Raw genomic sequence first — 21,392 nt, 5'->3', positions numbered from 1 at the left:
TTCTTTTATATGATGAAATATTGCCTATCTGTCATCATTAATTCCAAGGTATGATAAGCCAAATTTTCTATATAGCATAGCTCAGGAATTAAATTGCACTACCATCAGTTACAAATTGGCGAAACTTTAATATCTAGCTCAAGTTATTACTTAAGCGAGCAAGAACTAATTGAGTTTGCGCGACAATGGGATCCACAGCCTTTTCATATTTGTATACAAGCAGCAAAGCAACACCAGATAGGTAAGTTGTTTGCCAGCTCAGTACATACTATTGCAATTGCAACAAAACTCGCTCATGACAACCTATACTTTAAGGTTGAAGCTGTTGCGGGGTTAGGCATAGATGAATTAAAAATGCTCAAGCCCGTATTTGCAGGTGAAACACTAAGTTTGAAGATTGAGTTAATTGATAAACGTTTATCTAAAAGTCAGCCCAATAAAGGTGTGATAACTAAAAAAATGTTTGTCACCAATCAAGATGGTGAGTTAAAAATGACATTTCTCAGCTCAGCTTTAGTGCATGTATCCGATGAAATTTGAACCAGTCTTATATCCCGCGACTTTAATTAAGCGGTATAAACGCTTTTTAGCTGATATCGAATTACCTAACGGTGACATTACTACCATTCATTGCCCTAATACGGGTGCTATGACTGGCTGTGCAGAGTCAGGTTTTAAAGTGTGGTTTTCGTTATCTGATAATCCAAAACGAAAATACCCAGGAACTTTTGAACTAGCGCAGAATAACCATGGGCATTTAATCGGTATTAACACTGGCCGGGCAAATCATTTAGTGGTGGAAGCCATACAGAATGATGTCATAACTGAGCTTGCCGGTTACCAGTTTTGTAAAACCGAAGTAAAGTATGGCAAAGAAAACTCTCGCATAGATGTATATTTAAGTGATGACAATAAGCCAGATTGTTATGTAGAGATAAAATCAACAACTTTGCTTATAGATGATTGTGGCTATTTTCCAGATTCGGTCACTACTCGCGGCCAAAAACATATCAGAGAGTTAATGTCATTAATTTCTGAGGGAAAACGTGCTGTGTTATTTTTTTGTGTACAGCATACTGGTATCAATGAAGTTAAAGTCGCTGATTTTATTGATAAAAAGTATGCTAGCTTGTTAAATGAAGCTATTGATGTTGGTGTTGAAGTTATCTGTTATGGCTGTAAAATCAATGAAAACAGTATTGAAATAGATCATAAGTTGAATTTTATTTCCAATTAAACCTTGATATTGAAATTTTAACCCCTATATAGCCTGTCTAGTAGGATGTATATTTATTTTTTAATGAAGAAAAAATTGGTAAATGTAATACAAACGTTGCCAGCATTTAAACATTCTGTTATAGATATTCAATCAAATTTTAGCTTTTCGAATTAAGTAGTATTTAGGAGATTCGGCATGCCAACGAAAAAAGCAAGTCAAGCAATAGGTATTCTGGCCTTAGCCGGTGTTAAGCCATACGTAGAAAAAGCTGGTGAAGAGTACATGAACCCAGCTCAAGAAGATCACTTTAAGAAGATTCTTGAAGCTTGGCGCATTCAGCTTCGTGAAGAAGTAGATCGTACTGTGACTCATATGAAAGATGAGGCGGCAAACTTCCCTGATCCGGTTGATCGTGCAGCACAAGAAGAAGAATTCAGTTTAGAATTACGTACTCGAGATCGTGAACGTAAACTAATTAAGAAAATTGAAAAAACTCTACAATTTATTGAAGAGAGTGACTTTGGTTTCTGTAATACCTGTGGTATTGAAATTGGTATCAAGCGTTTAGAAGCACGCCCAACTGCAGATTTATGTATTGAATGTAAAACATTAGCAGAAATTAAAGAACGCCAAATGGCAGGTTAATTCCTCAATAATGCATTCTATGCAAAACCCCATTTCTCAACGGCCACCTAGTTCCTATCGTGGCCGTTTTGCTCCCTCCCCTTCAGGCTTACTTCATTTCGGCTCTTTAGTAGCAGCGTTAGCGAGTTATTTACAAGCGAAAAGTTTACAAGGTAAATGGCTTGTTCGTATTGAAGATATCGATAAACCTAGAGAAATGCCTGGCGCCAGTGAAGCGATTTTAACCACGCTAGATGCTTACGGCTTGCATTGGGATGAGCAAGTTATTTATCAAAGCCAGCAAGCATCACTTTATTACGATGTACTCACCTATTTAAACGAACAAAATAAGAGCTATTATTGCCAATGTACCCGCGGTCAAATCAAAAAAACTGGTGGCATTTATTTGGGAACCTGCAAAACTTTAAACCTTGATGCTGCAGGCTGCGCAACTCGCTTAATCAATGAGTTTCCTTTTGCTGAATTTTCTGATGGCATACAAGGAACCGTTGCGGTTGATAAAGCACTCGCCGCTGAAGATTTTATTATTCATCGCCGTGATGGACTGTTTGCTTACCAACTTGCGGTAGTTGTAGATGATGCTTTGCAGGGTATTACTGAAGTTGTTCGAGGTTGTGATTTACTAGAACCTACAGCCAGACAACTCTCTCTATTTAAAACCTTAAGGTTAACCGCTCCAAATTATGTGCATGTGCCTTTAGCTGTTACTGAACAGGGTTACAAACTAAGTAAACAAAATGCGGCGCCTGCAATAAATAATAAAAATCCCCAGCCTGCGCTCATAAAAGCATTACAGTTTTTAGGGCAAAATCCAGTTAAAGATTTAGAATTAGAACCTGTAGAAACGATCATAAATTGGGCTATACAGCATTGGCAGCTTAGAAATATTCCCAAGCAGCGAGAAATTATGCTTTAAAGCAAGATAAGATACGGTTTTCGTTCTCTTTTTAACCGCTTTAATATATTATTGCGCCCATATTCGACGCCTATATCAATTCCATTAATTATCTGATCTACTTTTTATTGAGGAAAAATGGATAAATACAAGGCATAAAATTTTGTAAGTAGTTATGTTACTTAAAGATTTTATAACGCAGTAGTTATTCATTTTAACCATTAAAAATGAGCAGATAATTAATGGACTTGGTATTAGCTACAATTATTAAGGAAACTGCTATTAACGCATTTACTAGGCTTATTAAATCGATGTTCGCTAAAGACAAAAAAGCAAACAAAAATAAAGCAAAAAACTCAAATATTGAATTTCCAATTGTGTTCTCTCGTGGAGAACATAATATCTCTCGCAAAGATTTCAGTGAGAATGCTTTAAAAGTACTTTATCGCTTAAATAAAGGTGGCTTTGACGCTTACCTTGTTGGCGGTGGTGTACGTGATATTTTACTGGGTGAACATCCAAAAGATTTTGACATTGCAACCAACGCAACTCCCGAGCAAATCAAAGCATTGTTTAGAAATTGTCGTTTAATTGGTAGAAGGTTTCGCCTTGCCCATATCGTATTTGGCCGAGATATTATCGAAGTTGCAACGTTTAGGGGACATCACGATAATGCTCCGAAAATAGAGCATACTAAAGCAAACAAAGATAAAATTGTTTCAAAACAATCAGAGCATGGCATGTTATTGCGTGACAATATCTATGGCAGTATAGATGAAGACGCTGAACGTCGTGACTTTACCATTAACGCTTTATATTATTCGATTAAAGATTTTAAAGTATATGACTTCGCTGATGGCGTACAAGACATTAACGATAAAGTGATTCGCTTAATTGGTGATCCTGAAACTCGTTATCGAGAAGATCCAGTTCGTATGTTACGTGCCATACGGTTTGCTACCAAGCTTGATATGACTATTGAAGCTGAAACGGAACAACCTATTAAAGCCCTTGCCCCGTTAATGGCAAATATTCCTGCAGCTCGTATGTTTGAAGAGTATTTGAAATTATTCCTTGGTGGTAAAGCTCAACAAAATTTCCATATGTTGGCTAAATACGACTTATTGCAATACTTTTTCCCGCACATAAGCGAAACAGTTAAAAATGAACCTGATTCGATTGCACTGAAATTTGTAGAACGAGTATTAATAAATACTGACAAGCGTATTAACGAAGGCAAGCGTGTTACGCCTGCATTCTTATTAGCAGCAGTCATTTGGTATAAATTAGAAGGCAGTGTTAAAGATATCCTCGATAACTCTGCAATGGCATACCAAGATGCATTTTTTGCGGCAATGAGTGAGATCATGAGCGAGCAACAACGCTGTATAGCTATTCCAAAACGTTTTCAACAACCGATGAAAGATATCTGGTTTTTACAACAAAAACTAGACCGTAGAGAAGGCTCTCGTGCTTTTAAAGCACTAGAACATCAGCGCTTTAGAGCTGGTTACGATTTCTTATTATTACGCGGCGAAGTTGAAGGTGGTTACTTAGCAGAGCTTGCCGATTGGTGGACACATTTTCAAGAAGCCACGCCTGATACGCAAGAACAAATGCTGAAAAGTGTTAAAGGTAATAAAACCAGTAAACGACGTACTACACGTAAACGCCGTAAACCTGCTAACAAAGAATAGCCATACAATAATGACAATTGTTTATATTGGCCTTGGTAGCAATTTAGATAATCCTGATGTTCAGATAGAACAAGCAGTTGCTCAGTTAGGTCAAATAACAAAAACTAAATGTATTGCTGTTTCTTCGTTATACTCTAGTAAGCCAATGGGGCCGCAGGATCAGCCTGATTATATGAATGCAGTAGCCTGTATTGATACTATACTTTCACCTATTGAGTTACTTGATCAGCTACAAGACATTGAATTAAGTTTTGGGCGAGTACGCAAAGATGAACGTTGGGGTGCTAGAGTACTGGATCTCGATATTTTATTATTCGGCGATAAAATAGTAAATAATGAGCGTCTAACCATTCCTCATTACGGAATGAAAGTTCGAGAGTTTGTTATTTACCCATTAGCTGAATTAAACAGCAATTTAGTTCTTCCTGACGGAACAAATGTAACTAATTTAAAGATACAACTAGATGATAACGGCTTATTTGTTGTCCGTCGGTTGCACTTAAATTAATTCTGTGACAATCTACAAAAAATTTATGTATGCGCCAAGCGCACAAACTATATTTCAGTTTTAAGATAAATATTATGAGTAGAGTAACTGTTAGCACCTTACAAAAAATGAAAGATGCTGGAGAAAAAATTTCCACTATTACCGCCTATGACGCCAGCTTTGCTCATCAATTTGATGTTGCAGGAATACATGCAATGTTGATTGGCGATTCATTAGGGATGGTATTACAAGGGCAATCAGATACTTTACCCGTAAGTGTTGAAGATATTTGTTACCACACCCGCTGCGTTCGCAACGGCGTTAATAACGCTCTAGTTATTGCTGATCTACCATTTATGTCTTATGCCACACCTGAACAAACCTATGCCAATTCAGCCAAGTTAATGCAAGCAGGGGCGAATATGGTCAAGCTTGAGGGCGGTGAATGGCTATATGAGACCGTACGAGGTTTAGTTGACAGAAGTGTTCCTGTTTGTGGTCATTTAGGATTAACTCCTCAATCAGTAAATGTGTTTGGCGGCTTTAAAGTGCAAGGCCGTGATAATGAAAAAGCTCTGCAGATGATTGAGCACGCTAAAGGCTTAGAGCAAGCTGGTATTCAGTTACTGGTGTTAGAGTGTATTCCAACAGAATTAGCTAAAGCTATAACCGAAGCTGTTTCTATTCCTACTATAGGCATTGGCGCCGGAAATGTTACCGATGGCCAAATACTAGTTATGCATGATGCCCTTGGTATCTCTTTTGGTAAAATCCCTAAGTTCTCGCGTAATTTCTTAGCTGAAACAGGTAATATTGAAAAAGCAGTAGCGCTTTATATTAATGACGTAAACACAGGTGCTTTCCCAGGGCCTGAGCACAGCTTTAATTAATAAATGAATACTGTTAGCGATATTACCGAATTACGTCAGCAAATAAGCGTTTGGCGTAGAGATGGTTTAAAAGTGGCATTTGTACCTACTATGGGTAATTTACATGCAGGTCACATTTCTTTAGTAGAAGAAGCTCATAAACACGCCGACAAAATAGTTGCGAGTATATTTGTGAATCCTATGCAATTTGGTGCCAATGAAGATATCGGTAATTATCCTCGTACAATGGATGATGATAAGCAAAAACTTATCGCTGCCAAAACCGATTTGTTATTTACCCCTACTCCAGACATTATCTATCCAAAAGGCTTAGATAAACAAACCTATGTAGAAGTACCTAACGTATCTGATGGCTATTGCGGGGAGTCACGTCCTGGCCATTTTCGTGGTGTATCAACAATAGTTTGTAAATTATTTAACCTAGTGCAGCCTGATGTTGCTTGTTTTGGTTTAAAAGATTATCAGCAAGTGCAAGTGGTACAAACCATGGTTGAAGATTTATCGTTACCAATAGAAATTATTCCTGTCGAAACCATGCGAGAAGAAACAGGATTAGCAATGAGCTCGCGCAATAATTATCTAACTGCTGATGAAAAAAATATAGCCGCGAATCTACATAAAGCATTAAGTTGGTTAGCTAAACAATTGCCTATTAGTAAAGATTATAATGCTTTAACTGAAACAGCTATTAAGTCTATAAATTCTTCAGGGATGAGAACAGATTACATTCATATCTGTCATGCACGTACACTAAATCCAGCAACGACTGATGATAAAGAGTTAGTGATTTTAGCTGCGGCACATTGTGGTAAAGCTAGGCTAATAGATAACATCCAAGTAAATTTATAATACTAATCCATATAAAGCGGCATCTAATAGGTTAGCTTTTTAATACCTTAGAAAGAACTTGTGGTAAAAACTGTAAACTCTCTGCAGCAAGAAGTTTTTGCTCCTTCAGTATTTCATCTAGTATTTCATTGGTCGTTAGTGGGTTAGCAAGTACAACTCTGAATACTGACACTTTACTGCCATCATATTTTTCCACCTCTATACGAGTTCTAGATACGAAAGATTTTCCAGACTCACGCTGACGCTTTTGAATAAAACGAGTTAACTGATCGAGCAAATCATTAATCTCTGATCTTTGTTGTGAATTAGCGGTTTGCAAATATTGCTGTACTACTTGCGGAACATATCGATAAGTTAATAAGCAAAGCTCTGGTTTAGAAACTAATTCAAAATCGGCTTCACAATCAATTAAATCGGCGAAATATTTCGCTTTATCAATGCTCTGATTAATCAACATCTCATAACCTGGACGTGAGATTATGTGCATACTTGCATACACCATCATTGCCATACCTGGTCGCGATCCTTCTAAGGTATGACTTCCCAAGTCTTTTGAGCCTTTTCGTAATATGTACTCTGCATGATGCTCGATTGCAGCTACTGACTCAGGGTTTTTAAATACAACCAAACCAGCACCCATTGGTACATACATTTGCTTATGTGCATCAATAGTAACTGAATCAGCCAGTTCAATTCCCGCTAGTAAAGATCGATATTTATTAGAAAGTAATGTGGCCCCGCCCCACGCTGCATCAACATGAAAATGACATTGGTATTGTTTGGCGATTTCTGCCATTTCAGTTAGGGGATCTATACTTCCAGTTTCTGTTGTACCGGCAATTCCAACAATAGCCATTAGTTTAATGTTATTGTCTTTTAGGCGTTTACATTCTGCTTTTAAGGCCGATAAATTTATTCGGTTATTCGTATCAGTTTTAACGGCAATAACGTTATCTCGACCGATTCCTAATATATCAGCTGCTTTTTTTAACGAGTAATGTCCACGCTCAGAAACTAAAATTGCAATATCATCATAGCCATAATGCTTAAGTGCTTTCACTAATCCTTGCTTGGCCACTCCAGTAAATTCACCTTCAGGTTTCAATAAAGTATTTCTTGCTACCCAAAGAGCAGTAATGTTAGCAACTGTACCGCCTGAACAAAACGCCCCTAACGAATGCTCTGCACTGTGCATCCACTGCTGATAAAATCCATCATTCTGTTGGTATACCATACGATGCATCATACCCAAAACTTGTCTTTCTAATGGTGTAAACGCTTTCGATGTTTCTATCTTTACCAAATTCTGATTCAAACCGGTCATCAATTTTGATAGTGGCAATTGAAAATAAGGTAATGCAGAAGTCATATGACCGATAAAGCTTGGTGCTGAAGTATGAACCGATTGAGAGATTAATTTATCAAGTAAATGATGGGTATGATCCGAGACGTATTGCGGTTGCTCTGGTATTTTAGAATCGGCAAAGTCTTTTTCAATTTCAGCTAATGGCTTTTCTGTGGCAACAATATGATTAGCCAAAAAGCCATTTAAATTTTGCGAGATCTCAGCTTCTATACGACCAAGAGTTGAATCAGGAGCTTCTGGAATAGTAAATATTTGATGCAACGACTCAGGTGTCGCTTGTGCTTGGCGTTTTTTATGGATCATAATTAAAACCTGAAAAACTAACTTTTATAGTGTTGCTGTTAATGACCAGCATTGTTGCTCACTGGCTTGGTACTTTGCTTCAAATGGCGTTAAACTTTCTTCACTGCTATCTACTTCATCTAATGTGGATGTTATATTAGCAATGGCTAATGCAGCTTGAAACTCTTCTAAATACAAACGCCAATTGCTTCTTAATTCTAACTCTTTTCCAATTTTGAAAATATACGGAAAAACAGCACTGCCATGCCAACGACGTTTTACATGTTTGGCTTTTGGCCAAGGGTTAGGGTAAAGAATGTAATGCTTTTCTACTGACCAATTGGCCGCATGTACAAGTCGATAAAAATCATTAAGATCGGCGCGCACTAAATGAAAGTTATCTACTTGCCATTTCTCTTCAACATTACGTGTTATTCGATTATCCGATTTATCCACGCCAATAACCAATGCTTCAGGATTTTGCTTAGCGATTATACGTGAGCTTTGCCCAACACCGCAGCAAGAATCGAGAATGATTGGTCCATCAAATGCCTTAACCAAACGATCAACTTCGTCAAATGCTTGCTTAGTATGAGCTGAAATTGGCTTTTGAAATTCTGTAGTTAAATGCGTATTTACAATAGCTGCAAGATTTTCATGTATCCCTGGCTGATTAGTAATAATTGCTTTCGAATCACCAAATGACATTAGCTACGCAGTCCTATACCTTTAGAAATTAATATCATCGCTACCGTATAAAGAGTAATAATGAATGCCGATATAACGCTAAATGCAACGGTTAACGACACATCACTAATCCCTAAAAATCCATACCTAAAAGCATTAACCATATAAACTATTGGATTGATTTGGGATACACCTTGCCAAAACTCAGGCAATAACGATATAGAATAAAACACCCCGCCTAGGTAAGTTAAAGGCGTTAAAATAAAAGTAGGAATTATTGATATGTCATCAAAACTATTAGCAAAAATGGCGTTAATTAAGCCACCTAATGCAAATACTGCAGAAGTTAACATAACAGTGATAATAATCACCGCAACATTATGAATTTGGATATCGACAAATAACAAAGAAATTAACGTTACAATTAAGCCGACTAAAATTCCGCGAGTCATACCACCGCCAACATAGCCAGCAACAATAACCCAATTAGGTACAGGAGCAACTAGCATTTCTTCAACGTTGCGCTGCCATTTCGCGCTAAAAAAAGAAGACGCTACGTTAGAATATGAGTTGGTAATTACCGACATCATAATAAGCCCTGGAACAATAAACGACATATAATCAAAGCCGCCCATTTCGCCAATTCGAGAGCCAATTAATGAACCAAAAATAACAAAATATAAACTAATGGTAATGGCTGGTGGTACAAGCGTTTGCACCCAGATCCGTAAAAAACGATGTACTTCTTTATGCAAGATGCTCGTTAAGGCTATGCGGTTTCTGAAAGACATCATAATTAGCTAGCCTCTACTGATTGTTCTTCTTTGTTAGCCACTAAGGTAACAAATAATTCTTCAAGACGATTTGATTTATTGCGCATACTTTTAACGCTTATCCCTTGTTCGGTTAGTTCACTAAATACTTCATTAATTGATTGCGATTTTTCTACATCAACTTCCAAGGTATGTTCATCTATTATTCTATATGGATAGCAATTTAACTTAGGCTGCTGCTCTGAAATGCTTATGTCTAATACAAAAGTTTCAACATTTAATTTTGACAGCAATGCTTTCATGCTGGTGTTCTCAACAATCCGACCATGATCGATAATCGCAATATTACGACAAAGCATTTCAGCCTCTTCCAGATAATGCGTGGTTAAAATGATGGTGATGCCTTTCGCATTTAGTTCGCGTAAGTAGTTCCACATATGGCGACGAAGTTCGATATCTACACCAGCAGTAGGCTCATCTAAGATTAACATTTTTGGTTCGTGCATTAATGCTCTGGCGATCATTAAACGTCGCTTCATGCCGCCCGATAAGTTACGAGATGGTTCATTTCTTTTTTGCCAAAGATCAAGCTGCTTAAGGTACTTCTCTGCTCGCTCAACGGCGATCTTACGTGGTACACCATAATAACCAGCTTGGTTTACTAATATTTTTAAGGGTGCTTCAAACTGATTAAAATTAAACTCTTGCGGTACTAAACCGATGAAACTTTTAGCCAGATCAATTTCTTTATCGATGTCATGACCAAAGACTTTTACTAGGCCTTCAGTTTTGTTTACTAACGAAGTTATCACACCTATGGTTGTTGACTTGCCCGCACCGTTAGGTCCAAGTAATGCAAAGAAATCACCTTGAGACACCTGCAAATCAAGACCTTTTACTGCTTGAAAGCCGCCTTTATATGTTTTTTTTAAACCGAAAATTTCTAGGGCTGGCTGCATGTATAGTACCTTAATAATAAATGTTCATGGAGGATATCAATCCTTCAGGTAGTGCTGATATATGGGCAAACATCAAAATATCAATGTATTATAGAGTAATGTTTGAAACTTAATAATTAAATGATGACCGATAAAAAACTTCTAATAGATGCCATTATCATTCAACTTAAACAAGAATTAATAAATGCAATTAATTCAGCAGATATGGCAAGACAGGCCGCTACAGATGATCAAAGCGTAGCAGAAACTCAATACGATACTTTGGGACTAGAGGCATCTTATTTAGCTCATGGACAATCTGAACGCGCAGAGCAAATAAAACAACAAATAAAGCAATATCAAGATTTGCTAACTAAAGATTTTGATCGAAATGACGAGATCAATATTGGCAGTTTAGTTAAACTTAAAAACACGCTTAACAATACTGAACTATATTATTTTATTGGTCCAAGTGCCGGTGGATTGAAAATACAACTCAATAACTTAAAAGTAATGCTAATAACTCCTCAGGCACCAGTAGCAAAAGAATTAATAGGGAAATCTCAATTTGATTTCATTTCCCTGCCTAGTCCTAAAGAAAATGAGTTGGAAATTGTCGAAATATTTTAATTTAGATTAATTAAGTAAAGCTCTTACCTTTTCAAAATCAATCGTCTTCTCGTCTACTTTTAAGTAAGCGACAGCGTCTGAATAAACAATTGTTGATTCTAATACACCAGTCATTTTAGCTAACTGTTGAGCTACCTGCTGAGCATGTAGCTCATCGGTAAATTTTACATTGTAGCTGATACTTTTTGAACGCTTGGCCTCGGTCATTCCTAAGGCAATAATAAACCAAAGAAATAATAAACCCGCACTAAATAAGAATACACTAGCTTGGTCAAAGTAAGTTTGAATTAAACCACCAAACAGACCACCGATGAATGCTCCAAAAAACTGACTGCTTGAATATACGCCCATTGCCGAGCCTTTTTCTCCTGCAGGAGCAATACGCGACAATGTTGACGGTAAAGTAGCTTCTAAATAATTAAAGGCAATAAAAAACATCACCACAAAGGTAAACATTAAATAAAAGTCATCATGTTTATGCCAAAGCAACAGCAGGCTTAGGGTCATTAAAACAATTGCACTACAAAACACTAATTTTTCTTTGTTTTTCTTAATCGCCCAAATCATAAATGGCACCATTAACGCAAAAGAAATAAGTAATGCCGGCAAATATAATTGCCAATGGTCACTTATAACAAAGCCAACTTTGGTAAGCATTAACGGTAATGATACAAACATCGCGGTGAGGGCTAAATGAAGAATAAACACACCAAGGTTCAAGCGTAATAGTTGTGGCTCTTTAATCAACTTGAGTAGTTTGTTTGGTGCGGCAACTAAATCGCCTTTCGGTGCAGTATTTATTGAGTTTGGTACAACATATACGACTAGCAAGATACCAACCACTGCGAATATAGCAGTAAGGTAAAATAACCCTGCTAAACCAAAACTATCAGCAACTATTGGCCCTAGCACCATAGCAACAGCAAATGATAAGCCAATGAACATACCGATTGTCGCCATAACTTTAGGCCGCTGCTCTTCTCTACTTAGATCTGCAGCTAAGGCTAGCGTTGCACTGGCAATGGCCCCCATGCCTTGTACAGCTCGACCAAACACTACGCCATAAATAGTGTCAGCCATTGCCGCCACAATACTACCAATACAAAATACCACTAAACCAGAAATGATCACCGGCTTGCGGCCATATTTATCAGAAAGAATGCCCATAGGAATTTGCAGTACTGCTTGGGTAAACCCGTAAGCACCAATTGCTAAGCCTAACCAGATTGGGCTATAACCCTCTAGTTGAACTCCATAAACAGCAAAGACAGGTAAAATCATAAACAAACCTAACATCCGCATGCCAAAAACTGTAGCTAGCGACAACGAGGCTTTCTTTTCAATACTATTTAAACCGGTAACATTCATACTTGTATCATTTGGGGAATAAAAAACACGTTATTTTAACATGAAGATAATGAGCAAACTACGCTTGATATAGATGCTCGGTTAATTTATTGCGAATATCATCGGGTATAGGCTTTGATTTTTGCATGTCATAGCAAAAATAAACCATTGTAGCTGTACCTGATGCGCACTTTATTTCCTGCTGCCAAACTTCTTGGTATACGTGAAAAGATGCATTACCTACTTTAGCAAGGTAAGTCCTTACTTCAATATCTTGTCCATAAAATAATTGCGCATGAAATTCTATTTCTGTTTTCGCCAAAATTATTGGCCACTTTTGTAAATCCAAAGTAGGTGATAACATTTTAAATACCGGATCTCTAGCACCTTCAAACCAAACAGGAATAGCAGTATTGCCAATGTGACCTAGTGCATCGGTATCACTAAATCTAGGTTTTATAATCTCTGAAAACATACAAACACCTGTAAATAAATAAAATAATAGGCTAAATTTTAGAATTAATGCATAGTAGCTTTATTCTATTCGATTGTTAATAAATTATTACCTATGACAGATTTTATCGAAGTATACAATAATGCTCTAAGCAAAGATTTTTGCTCAAACTTTATAAACCAATTTGAGTCAAGTCCGCACAAAAATCCAGGCAGAACAGGCAGTGGTGTAGACACAAGAAAAAAGTTAAGTGAAGATATTTACTTAAATGAACATCCAGAGTTTCATCAGCAATTACAAACTATTTTACAAGCTACAACACAATGCGTAAGTGATTATGTGAGTAAATACTTTTTCAGTTTAATAAGCGGTATCAGTCTTACTCTGAACCATCCAAAAACAGGTATTCCTACATTACTAACAGCAGATAATTTTGATGAAGTTGGAAAGCCCCAAGCAATGAACTTGATGCGCTATCTTTTCCGCTTAGCGCCCGTCAATGCACAAAAGTATCAACAAGGGAAAGGTAACTATGGTTATTGGCATTCTGAAATTTATCCACAACTAAATGGTAATGAGCCTTTGCACAGAGTTTTGCTATTTTTAATTTATCTAAACGATGTTGAAGATGGCGGCGAGACTGACTTTTATTATCAAGAAAAAAGTATAAAACCGAAAGCAGGGAGTATTGTTATTGCTCCATGTGGATTTACCCATACCCACAGAGGTAATGTTCCTATTTCATCGGATAAGTACGTATTAACATCTTGGGTTTTATATAACCCTGCAGAAAAAATCTATACCAAATAAAGAGAGAATATATATGAAACATATATTATTAGTACTAAGTTTATTTATATCGTTAAATGCAATAGCAGCCCCACCTAAAGCTCCTGAAAGAGAGCAAGGTGACGGCCCTTATAAAAGGCTAATTTTACGTAATGGCTATATGGTTAATGGCGAAGGAGCTCCAGCACAAGGGCCTGTTGATATCGTCATTGAAAATGACCTAATTAGTGACATTGTTGTGGTAGGTAACCCAGGTGTCCCCATTAAAAGTAAAAAACGTCCTGTTGCCAATCCAGAAGATAAAGAGATAGAGCTAAATGGCAGCTACATTTTGCCTGGATTTATCGATATGCATGGACATATTGGAGGCAGCGCAAAAGGTATTCCAGCAGAATATGTATTAAAGCTGTGGCTGGCCCACGGGATCACCACAGTTAGGGAGCCTGGCAGTTTTAACGGTATTGATTGGGTTATGAATCACGTTAAAAGAAGTGATAAAAATTCCATAGCGGCCCCGAGAATTGTACCTTATGTGGGGTTTGGTATGGGCCAAGAAGGCCAAATTAATACAGCTAAACAAGCTAAAACTTGGGTTAAAGAAGTTGCCGCAAAAGGTGCGAAAGGGATTAAATTTTTTGGTGCACGACCAGAGATAATGTCTGCAGCATTGAGCGAAGCTAAAAAACATGGGCTTGGTAGTATGATGCATCACGCGCAATTAGATGTTACTCATATGAATGTTATCGACTCTGCGCGTTTAGGCTTAACAACCATGGAACATTGGTATGGGCTACCAGAAGCATTATTTGAAAAGCAAAAAATTCAAAACTATTCGCCAAATTACATTTATCAAAATGAACAACACCGTTTTGGTGAAGCCGGACAATTATGGCAGCAAGCAGCTAAACCATACTCCCCTAAATGGAACTCTGTCCGAGATGAATTAATCAGTCTTGATTTTACTATTAACCCTACCATGACTATCTATGAAGCAAGTCGAGACTTAATGAAAGAAATGCGTGCTGAATGGCATGATGAATATACCTTACCAACACTTTGGAAATTCTTTCAACCTAGTCGATATGCACATGGTTCTTATTGGTTCGATTGGACAACAGACAACGAAATTGCATGGAAAAAAAATTACCAATTGTGGATGACCTTTTTAAACGACTACAAAAACAATGGCGGTAGAGTTACTACAGGATCAGATGCAGGTTACATTTTTAAAATTTATGGGTTTGCTTACATCCGCGAACTAGAACTACTTAGAGAAGCTGGCTTTAATGCATTAGAAGTAGTTAAATCGGCGACATACAACGGTGCACAAGCTTTAGGTATGGAAGATGAAATTGGCTCTATCCGCATAGGTAAAAAAGCCGATTTAGTTATAGTTGAGGAAAATCCATTAGCGAATTTCAAGGTTCTTTACGGTACTGAGCACTTTAGACTTAATGAAAGTAATGAACCAAGCCGAGTCGGCGGAGTTAAGTATACGATAAAGGATGGTATCGTTTATGATGCAGAATCTTTATTAAGTGATGTACGTAATCTGGTGAAGAAGGCTAAAACAGAACAAGCTGCTAGCCATACTCAACAGTAAAGTAAATGTGCTTAATTGATATAGAATTTAAAGCGGTTTTATAGAAATCGCTTTAATATTCGATCTATTTGAGTCAGTTTAATTTTTCGTAATAGTTCCCTTGGCTTATCAGGGTAATCATGAACCGATTCAATGTTATTTATTGAAGTAACGCGAGTAGTATTAGCCAAAACCCCTTCTAATTCTTGCTGCCATCCGGCTTTGAGTTGTTGATTTCTGTCACAAATTAATAGACCATTTTCAAGATCTAAACTCCACGCCCGAGGATTTAAATTACTACCAGTAATAAGATGATAAGTATCATCAGCAACGATGCCTTTTAGATGATAGCTGTTTGCACCATCAAGCCAAAGGTGCAGATTTAGTTGGCCTTTATCTATATATTGCTGATTACGTTTAATGAAGTTTCTCAACAACATTTCATAAATGTAAGGCACAATACCGATAGTTGAAAACTTGTCTGGCTCTGAAATATAAAAATCGTTCGCTTTTTTATCGCCAACTACAATTGTTACCTCAACACCTCTTTTTAGTGCTCTACGTAAATCAGCACTTAATGATTTAGGAAAGTTAAAGTAAGGCGTAAAAACCACTAAAGATTGTGAAGCTGCTTTAAATACTCTTCTAGCAGTTATATTAAGTTGATTACCCCGTGCACCTAAACCAACCATAGGAGCAACAAATAAATCAGCTTTAGCAGTAGCAGCCCCTTCTACTTTATATGGTGTACGTTTAATTGAGGCCTTTAACCTACTTATTAAAGGCTTTATTTGTTTTTTATCTGGCACTACATCTTGATTTAACTTTGGAGCACAACCGTTTCGAACAAAGTTCGTTTTTAAGAAGCTAACAAAGCTGTCCGCAAGGTTGCTGTTATGCAATTTGTGATATCTGTCACAACGGTACTTATTTCCAACATTGAGGTAGATGTCATTTATGCTGGCTCCACTAAATAGGAGCATGTCATCAAAAACAAATCCCTTTAAATGCAATACGCCTAAGAATTCCCTGCGCTTTACCGCTACACCATAAATATTAATATCATGCTCATATTGCTCGGTAAGATCTAAATATAATTGCCGATTACCCAGAGACTTCTCTGCTCCAATCAAACCTCGCTGCGCCCGATGGAAGTCTACAAATACACATACATCCAGATCTGGATTTTTTTGTTTCGCAGCAAAAAGTGCATGTAAAACTTCTCTACCCGCTTCATCATCTTGTAAATACAAGGCAGTGATGTATATACGAGTAGTTGCCGTATTAATCAAATTTAATAATTCAGTTCTGAATTGTTTAGCTGAATTTATTATTTCAAAGTCATCAGCTTTAAAGGGAATAGCATCTTTAAGAGATAGCTTGCTTCTACGGGATAGAATCATCGAGTCATGTTATTTATTATCTATAATCTGATTATAAACGGATTTGTGAAGATTGTAATAGCATGGCAATAAAAATATGCGTTAAGACTATAAAATGTATAGTAACGAGAACTTTAATACCTTAGTTATATTTGTTGAGTTTTGCATACAAAGAAGTAGACGTGAGTTTTCAAAGCACAATTCACGTCAAGAGGTTCCGCACAAAAGCATTACGGAATGACGTACAGGAAGTACGAATGCCGACAGGTTCAGGGATGAACGCATTATGTCGGTGACGGTGTACTTTTTCTTATTATAGTTACGTAACCGCGATGCTAATTAACTTAAACCACGTCATCCCGGAAGAGCTTTAGCGATGTCCGGGACCTCATTGAGCGTGCAGTGGTTATAAAAGTTTAAATATTCAAAGTACGATACACGTCAGGAGGTTCCGTACAAAAGCATTACGGAATGACGTACAGGAAGTACGAATGCCGACAGGTTCAGGGATGAACGCATTATGTCGGTGACGGTGTACTTTTTCTTATTATAGTTGCGTAACCGCGATGCTAATTAATTTAACCACGTCATCCCGGAAGACGACTGCATGGATGCAGGAGGTAGAGCAATGCAGGAGCAATTGCCGAGCAGCGATGTCCGGGACCTCATTCGGAAGTAGCGTGCATCTATTGGATACTCAGTGCTCTGCCTGCAATGGAGTAGGTCGAGCCAGGTTTCCAATGCAAAAAGGCCCTTCGCGTAAGCGAAGGGCCTTTTCTAAATTGGAAGCCTGGCGATGACCTACTCTCACATGGGAACTCCCACACTACCATCGGCGCAACTGCGTTTCACTTCTGAGTTCGGCATGGGATCAGGTGGGGCCACAGTGCTATTGTCGCCAGACAAAAACTGTTGGTTCTTACGAACCTGTTATTCGACGTATCGAATAACGAATTTGGAAAAATCGATATTAAACCTGTATCTCAAGTATTCTTTGTAATGCGTGAATCTCTTTAAAAGAGTATCAGACCATACAATCTCTCAAAGCAAAACTGCTTGGGTGTTGTATGGTTAAGCCTCACGGGCAATTAGTATCAGTTAGCTCAATGCCTCGCAGCACTTACACACCTGACCTATCAACGTTGTAGTCTCCAACGACCCTTTAGGGGACTTAAAGTCCCAGTGAGAACTCATCTCAAAGCCTGCTTCCCGCTTAGATGCTTTCAGCGGTTATCAGTTCCGAACGTAGCTACCGGGCAATGCCACTGGCGTGACAACCCGAACACCAGAGGTTCGTCCACTCCGGTCCTCTCGTACTAGGAGCAGCCCTCTTCAATTCTCAAACGCCCACGGCAGATAGGGACCGAACTGTCTCACGACGTTCTAAACCCAGCTCGCGTACCACTTTAAATGGCGAACAGCCATACCCTTGGGACCGACTTCAGCCCCAGGATGTGATGAGCCGACATCGAGGTGCCAAACACCGCCGTCGATATGAACTCTTGGGCGGTATCAGCCTGTTATCCCCGGAGTACCTTTTATCCGTTGAGCGATGGCCCTTCCATACAGAACCACCGGATCACTATGACCTACTTTCGTACCTGCTCGACGTGTCTGTCTCGCAGTTAAGCTGGCTTATGCCATTGCACTAACCGTATGATGTCCGACCATACTTAGCCAACCTTCGTGCTCCTCCGTTACTCTTTGGGAGGAGACCGCCCCAGTCAAACTACCCACCAGACAGTGTCCCCAAGCCCGATAAGGGCCCTAGGTTAGAACATCACGCATACAAGGGTGGTATTTCAAGATTGGCTCCACCACATCTAGCGACGCGGTTTCAATGCCTCCCACCTATCCTACACATGTAGGAGCAATGTTCACTGTCAAGCTATAGTAAAGGTTCACGGGGTCTTTCCGTCTAGCCGCGGGTATACGGCATCTTAACCGCAAATTCAATTTCACTGAGTCTCGGGTGGAGACAGTGTGGCCATGATTACGCCATTCGTGCAGGTCGGAACTTACCCGACAAGGAATTTCGCTACCTTAGGACCGTTATAGTTACGGCCGCCGTTTACCGGGGCTTCGATCATCAGCTTCGCTTACGCTAACCGAATCAATTAACCTTCCGGCACCGGGCAGGCGTCACACCGTATACGTCATCTTTCGATTTTGCACAGTGCTGTGTTTTTAATAAACAGTTCCAGCCACCTGGTTACTTCGACTCTCCTGTGCTTACTCCGCAAGGGATTCACACTAGAGAGCGTACCTTCTCCCGAAGTTACGGTACTATTTTGCCTAGTTCCTTCACCCGAGTTCTCTCAAGCGCCTTAGTATTCTCTACCTAACCACCTGTGTCGGTTTGGGGTACGGTTCCTATATATCTGAAGCTTAGAAGCTTTTCCTGGAAGTATGGCATCAACAACTTCAACTCCGTAGAGTCTCGTCTCGTATCTCAGTGTTAATAGCGACCCGGATTTACCTAAGTCACCCACCTACATACTTTCACATGGACAACCATCGCCATGCTTGCTTAGCCTGCTCCGTCCCTCCTTCGCAATATATAGAAGTACAGAAATATTAATCTGTTTCCCATCGACTACGCGTTTCCGCCTCGCCTTAGGGGCCGACTTACCCTGCCCTGATTAACATGGGACAGGAAACCTTGGTCTTTCGGCGGGGGAGTTTTTCACTCCCCTTATCGTTACTCATGTCAGCATTCGCACTTCTGATACCTCCAGCAAACCTTACGATTCACCTTCAACGGCTTACAGAACGCTCCCCTACCACTTGAACCTAAGTTCAAATCCGCAGCTTCGGTGCATAGTTTAGCCCCGTTACATCTTCCGCGCAGACCGACTCGACTAGTGAGCTATTACGCTTTCTTTAAAGGATGGCTGCTTCTAAGCCAACCTCCTAGCTGTCTATGCCTTTCCACATCGTTTCCCACTTAACTATGACTTTGGGACCTTAGCTGGCGGTCTGGGTTGTTTCCCTTTCCACAACGGACGTTAGCACCCGTAGTGTGTCTCCCGCATATCACTCATTGGTATTCGGAGTTTGCAAAGGGTTGGTAAGTCGGGATGACCCCCTAGCCTTAACAGTGCTCTACCCCCAATGGTGTTCGTGCGAGGCTCTACCTAAATAGATTTCGGGGAGAACCAGCTATCTCCCGGCTTGATTAGCCTTTCACTCCGACCCACAAGTCATCACCGCATTTTTCAACATACGTGTGTTCGGTCCTCCAGTTGATGTTACTCAACCTTCAACCTGCCCATGGGTAGATCGCCGGGTTTCGGGTCTATGCCCTGCAACTAAACGCGCAGTTAACACTCGCTTTCGCTACGGCTCCCCTATTCGGTTAACCTTGCTACAGAACATAAGTCGCTGACCCATTATACAAAAGGTACGCAGGCACCGGACTAAATCCGGCTTCCACTGCTTGTACGTATGCGGTTTCAGGTTCTATTTCACTCCCCTCACAGGGGTTCTTTTCGCCTTTCCCTCACGGTACTGGTTCACTATCGGTCAGTTAGGAGTATTTAGCCTTGGAGGATGGTCCCCCCATATTCAGTCAAGATTTCTCGTGTCCCGACCTACTCGATTTCACTATTAGGTTGTTTTTGTGTACGGGGCTATCACCCTGTATCGCTGTCCTTTCCAGAACATTCCACTAACGCCCAAATAGCTTAAGGGCTGATTCGCGTTCGCTCGCCGCTACTAACGAAATCTCGGTTGATTTCTTTTCCTCGGGGTACTTAGATGTTTCAGTTCTCCCGGTTCGCCTCATATAGCTATGTATTCACTATATGATACCCAGCTGATGCTGGGTGGGTTCCCCCATTCGGACATCTGTGTCTATAGCGCCTTTTATCGGCTTAACACAGCTTTTCGCAGATTAACACGTCCTTCATCGCCTCTAACTGCCAAGGCATCCACCACATACGCTTAGTCACTTAACCATACAACCCCAAAAAGTCTTGCAACTTCAAGAATGTCCGGAGACTAATCCGAACTAAGTTATAGGTCTGACATTTTCACGCATTCAATAAGAATGTCGGTAGCTTCGCTACCAAACTCAACAGTAAACTGCTGAGCCTTGAGTAAGAACTAATGACAACACGATAAGAGTTGCCATTAATAATGTTGAGTTGTTGTATAAAACAACTCAGTGATAAACAACAAGTTGTTTATCGTGATGATTTGCTGACGTTTATGATTGGAGATCATAAACACAAATCATCGGGTTTAATATCAGCTTTCCAAATTGTTAAAGAGTACATTAATGCGCGCATTCGGCATCATTGTTGGTTAAAAAACCAAAGATAACTGCTCTTATTGCTAAGGGCGCTTATCTTTGATTTCTTATTTCGGCACACTGGATCCCGCAACAAGTACGGGATGACAGAGCGTACCGCTCAGTCAGTTATCATGTAATTTGTGTGAACACTCGCGAAACTAACAAGTTAGCTTCCATTAAGTT

At 39.3% G+C, this 21,392-nt stretch carries 18 protein-coding genes and 2 rRNA genes; 11 read left to right on the top strand and 9 right to left on the bottom strand.

Annotated elements, in window-relative coordinates; translation table 11 throughout:
• Positions 1-93: 93 nt before the first annotated feature.
• The 8 genes from RGQ13_RS01990 (at position 94) to panC (ending at position 6,682) form a co-directional block, all read left to right on the top strand.
• On the top strand, positions 94-540 hold the full coding sequence (locus RGQ13_RS01990) for a MaoC/PaaZ C-terminal domain-containing protein (RefSeq protein ID WP_348391881.1): 447 nt from the start codon (positions 94-96) through the stop codon (positions 538-540).
• Positions 530-1,237 (top strand): DNA/RNA nuclease SfsA, encoded by a 708-nt coding sequence (gene sfsA, locus RGQ13_RS01985; protein WP_348391880.1) that lies wholly within the window; start codon positions 530-532, stop codon positions 1,235-1,237. Before RGQ13_RS01990 ends, sfsA begins: the two co-directional genes overlap by 11 nt.
• Positions 1,238-1,414: 177 nt before the next feature.
• Positions 1,415-1,864 (top strand): RNA polymerase-binding protein DksA, encoded by a 450-nt coding sequence (gene dksA, locus RGQ13_RS01980; RefSeq protein ID WP_348391879.1) that lies wholly within the window; start codon positions 1,415-1,417, stop codon positions 1,862-1,864.
• 19 nt (positions 1,865-1,883) lie between these two features.
• Positions 1,884-2,780 (top strand): tRNA glutamyl-Q(34) synthetase GluQRS, encoded by an 897-nt coding sequence (gene gluQRS / locus RGQ13_RS01975; protein WP_348391878.1) that lies wholly within the window; start codon positions 1,884-1,886, stop codon positions 2,778-2,780.
• A 221-nt stretch (positions 2,781-3,001) separates the two neighbouring features.
• The gene (gene pcnB, locus RGQ13_RS01970) at positions 3,002-4,456 is read left to right on the top strand and encodes a polynucleotide adenylyltransferase PcnB (protein WP_348391877.1); all 1,455 of its coding nucleotides are present in this window, start codon (positions 3,002-3,004) and stop codon (positions 4,454-4,456) included.
• Between the two features lie 10 nt (positions 4,457-4,466).
• Positions 4,467-4,964, top strand: coding sequence for a 2-amino-4-hydroxy-6-hydroxymethyldihydropteridine diphosphokinase (gene folK / locus RGQ13_RS01965; protein ID WP_348391876.1), 498 nt, complete (start codon positions 4,467-4,469; stop codon positions 4,962-4,964).
• Between the two features lie 74 nt (positions 4,965-5,038).
• Positions 5,039-5,833 (top strand): 3-methyl-2-oxobutanoate hydroxymethyltransferase, encoded by a 795-nt coding sequence (gene panB, locus RGQ13_RS01960; RefSeq protein WP_348391875.1) that lies wholly within the window; start codon positions 5,039-5,041, stop codon positions 5,831-5,833.
• A 3-nt stretch (positions 5,834-5,836) separates the two neighbouring features.
• Entirely contained in the window at positions 5,837-6,682 is an 846-nt protein-coding gene (panC, locus tag RGQ13_RS01955) for a pantoate--beta-alanine ligase (RefSeq protein ID WP_348391874.1), read from the top strand.
• Between the two features lie 31 nt (positions 6,683-6,713).
• On the opposite strand, the gene panP is transcribed toward panC, so the two are convergent.
• From panP to RGQ13_RS01935, 4 genes are read right to left on the bottom strand one after another with little or no spacing between them, the layout of a single operon-like run.
• Entirely contained in the window at positions 6,714-8,351 is a 1,638-nt protein-coding gene (gene panP / locus RGQ13_RS01950) for a pyridoxal-dependent aspartate 1-decarboxylase PanP (RefSeq protein ID WP_348391873.1), read from the bottom strand.
• 24 nt (positions 8,352-8,375) lie between these two features.
• Positions 8,376-9,038 (bottom strand): tRNA (guanine(46)-N(7))-methyltransferase TrmB, encoded by a 663-nt coding sequence (trmB, locus tag RGQ13_RS01945; protein ID WP_348391872.1) that lies wholly within the window; start codon positions 9,036-9,038, stop codon positions 8,376-8,378.
• Positions 9,038-9,808 carry an ABC transporter permease gene (locus RGQ13_RS01940; protein ID WP_348393366.1) on the bottom strand — a complete coding sequence of 257 codons (771 nt, stop codon included), beginning with the start codon at positions 9,806-9,808 and terminating at the stop codon, positions 9,038-9,040. The genes trmB and RGQ13_RS01940 overlap by 1 nt, the downstream gene beginning before the upstream one ends.
• 5 nt (positions 9,809-9,813) lie before the next feature.
• Entirely contained in the window at positions 9,814-10,749 is a 936-nt protein-coding gene (locus RGQ13_RS01935; protein ID WP_348391871.1) for an ABC transporter ATP-binding protein, read from the bottom strand.
• A gap of 120 nt (positions 10,750-10,869) precedes the next feature.
• Here RGQ13_RS01935 and RGQ13_RS01930 point away from each other — a divergent pair, with 120 nt between their 5' ends.
• The gene (locus RGQ13_RS01930; protein ID WP_348391870.1) at positions 10,870-11,358 is read left to right on the top strand and encodes a hypothetical protein; all 489 of its coding nucleotides are present in this window, start codon (positions 10,870-10,872) and stop codon (positions 11,356-11,358) included.
• A gap of 6 nt (positions 11,359-11,364) precedes the next feature.
• Here the strand turns inward: RGQ13_RS01930 and RGQ13_RS01925 are convergent, their stop codons facing one another.
• Complete coding sequence (locus RGQ13_RS01925) at positions 11,365-12,726, bottom strand: MFS transporter (RefSeq protein ID WP_348391869.1); 1,362 nt, start codon at positions 12,724-12,726, stop codon at positions 11,365-11,367.
• 58 nt (positions 12,727-12,784) lie between these two features.
• Positions 12,785-13,180 (bottom strand): acyl-CoA thioesterase, encoded by a 396-nt coding sequence (locus RGQ13_RS01920; protein WP_348391868.1) that lies wholly within the window; start codon positions 13,178-13,180, stop codon positions 12,785-12,787.
• A gap of 93 nt (positions 13,181-13,273) precedes the next feature.
• Here RGQ13_RS01920 and RGQ13_RS01915 point away from each other — a divergent pair, with 93 nt between their 5' ends.
• Together RGQ13_RS01915 and RGQ13_RS01910 are read left to right on the top strand one after the other, a co-directional pair.
• Complete coding sequence (locus tag RGQ13_RS01915) at positions 13,274-13,969, top strand: 2OG-Fe(II) oxygenase (RefSeq protein ID WP_348391867.1); 696 nt, start codon at positions 13,274-13,276, stop codon at positions 13,967-13,969.
• A gap of 13 nt (positions 13,970-13,982) precedes the next feature.
• Positions 13,983-15,551, top strand: coding sequence for an amidohydrolase family protein (locus RGQ13_RS01910; protein WP_348391866.1), 1,569 nt, complete (start codon positions 13,983-13,985; stop codon positions 15,549-15,551).
• 38 nt (positions 15,552-15,589) lie between these two features.
• Here RGQ13_RS01910 and pssA read toward each other — a convergent pair whose 3' ends face one another.
• The 3 genes from pssA to RGQ13_RS01895 form a co-directional block, all read right to left on the bottom strand.
• Complete coding sequence (gene pssA / locus RGQ13_RS01905; RefSeq protein WP_348391865.1) at positions 15,590-16,933, bottom strand: CDP-diacylglycerol--serine O-phosphatidyltransferase; 1,344 nt, start codon at positions 16,931-16,933, stop codon at positions 15,590-15,592.
• A 767-nt stretch (positions 16,934-17,700) separates the two neighbouring features.
• Positions 17,701-17,815 (bottom strand): 5S ribosomal RNA (gene rrf, locus RGQ13_RS01900).
• Positions 17,816-17,979: 164 nt separating this feature from the next.
• A 23S ribosomal RNA gene (locus RGQ13_RS01895) occupies positions 17,980-20,871 on the bottom strand.
• Between the last annotated feature and the right edge of the window lie 521 nt (positions 20,872-21,392).

The organism is Thalassotalea psychrophila (genome assembly GCF_031583595.1).
GTDB lineage: Bacteria > Pseudomonadota > Gammaproteobacteria > Enterobacterales > Alteromonadaceae > Thalassotalea_A > Thalassotalea_A psychrophila.
This window is presented reverse-complemented; position numbering and strand designations above follow the sequence as displayed.

Coding starts and splice junctions, on each gene's coding strand:
- sfsA (WP_348391880.1), top strand. CDS start 530: ATGAAATTTGAACCAGTCTTATATCCCGCGACTTTAATTAAGCGGTAT.
- dksA (WP_348391879.1), top strand. CDS start 1,415: ATGCCAACGAAAAAAGCAAGTCAAGCAATAGGTATTCTGGCCTTAGCC.
- gluQRS (WP_348391878.1), top strand. CDS start 1,884: ATGCAAAACCCCATTTCTCAACGGCCACCTAGTTCCTATCGTGGCCGT.
- pcnB (WP_348391877.1), top strand. CDS start 3,002: ATGGACTTGGTATTAGCTACAATTATTAAGGAAACTGCTATTAACGCA.
- folK (WP_348391876.1), top strand. CDS start 4,467: ATGACAATTGTTTATATTGGCCTTGGTAGCAATTTAGATAATCCTGAT.
- panB (WP_348391875.1), top strand. CDS start 5,039: ATGAGTAGAGTAACTGTTAGCACCTTACAAAAAATGAAAGATGCTGGA.
- panC (WP_348391874.1), top strand. CDS start 5,837: ATGAATACTGTTAGCGATATTACCGAATTACGTCAGCAAATAAGCGTT.
- panP (WP_348391873.1), bottom strand. CDS start 8,351: ATGATCCATAAAAAACGCCAAGCACAAGCGACACCTGAGTCGTTGCAT.
- trmB (WP_348391872.1), bottom strand. CDS start 9,038: ATGTCATTTGGTGATTCGAAAGCAATTATTACTAATCAGCCAGGGATA.
- RGQ13_RS01940 (WP_348393366.1), bottom strand. CDS start 9,808: ATGTCTTTCAGAAACCGCATAGCCTTAACGAGCATCTTGCATAAAGAA.
- RGQ13_RS01935 (WP_348391871.1), bottom strand. CDS start 10,749: ATGCAGCCAGCCCTAGAAATTTTCGGTTTAAAAAAAACATATAAAGGC.
- RGQ13_RS01930 (WP_348391870.1), top strand. CDS start 10,870: ATGATGACCGATAAAAAACTTCTAATAGATGCCATTATCATTCAACTT.
- RGQ13_RS01925 (WP_348391869.1), bottom strand. CDS start 12,726: ATGAATGTTACCGGTTTAAATAGTATTGAAAAGAAAGCCTCGTTGTCG.
- RGQ13_RS01920 (WP_348391868.1), bottom strand. CDS start 13,180: ATGTTTTCAGAGATTATAAAACCTAGATTTAGTGATACCGATGCACTA.
- RGQ13_RS01915 (WP_348391867.1), top strand. CDS start 13,274: ATGACAGATTTTATCGAAGTATACAATAATGCTCTAAGCAAAGATTTT.
- RGQ13_RS01910 (WP_348391866.1), top strand. CDS start 13,983: ATGAAACATATATTATTAGTACTAAGTTTATTTATATCGTTAAATGCA.
- pssA (WP_348391865.1), bottom strand. CDS start 16,933: ATGATTCTATCCCGTAGAAGCAAGCTATCTCTTAAAGATGCTATTCCC.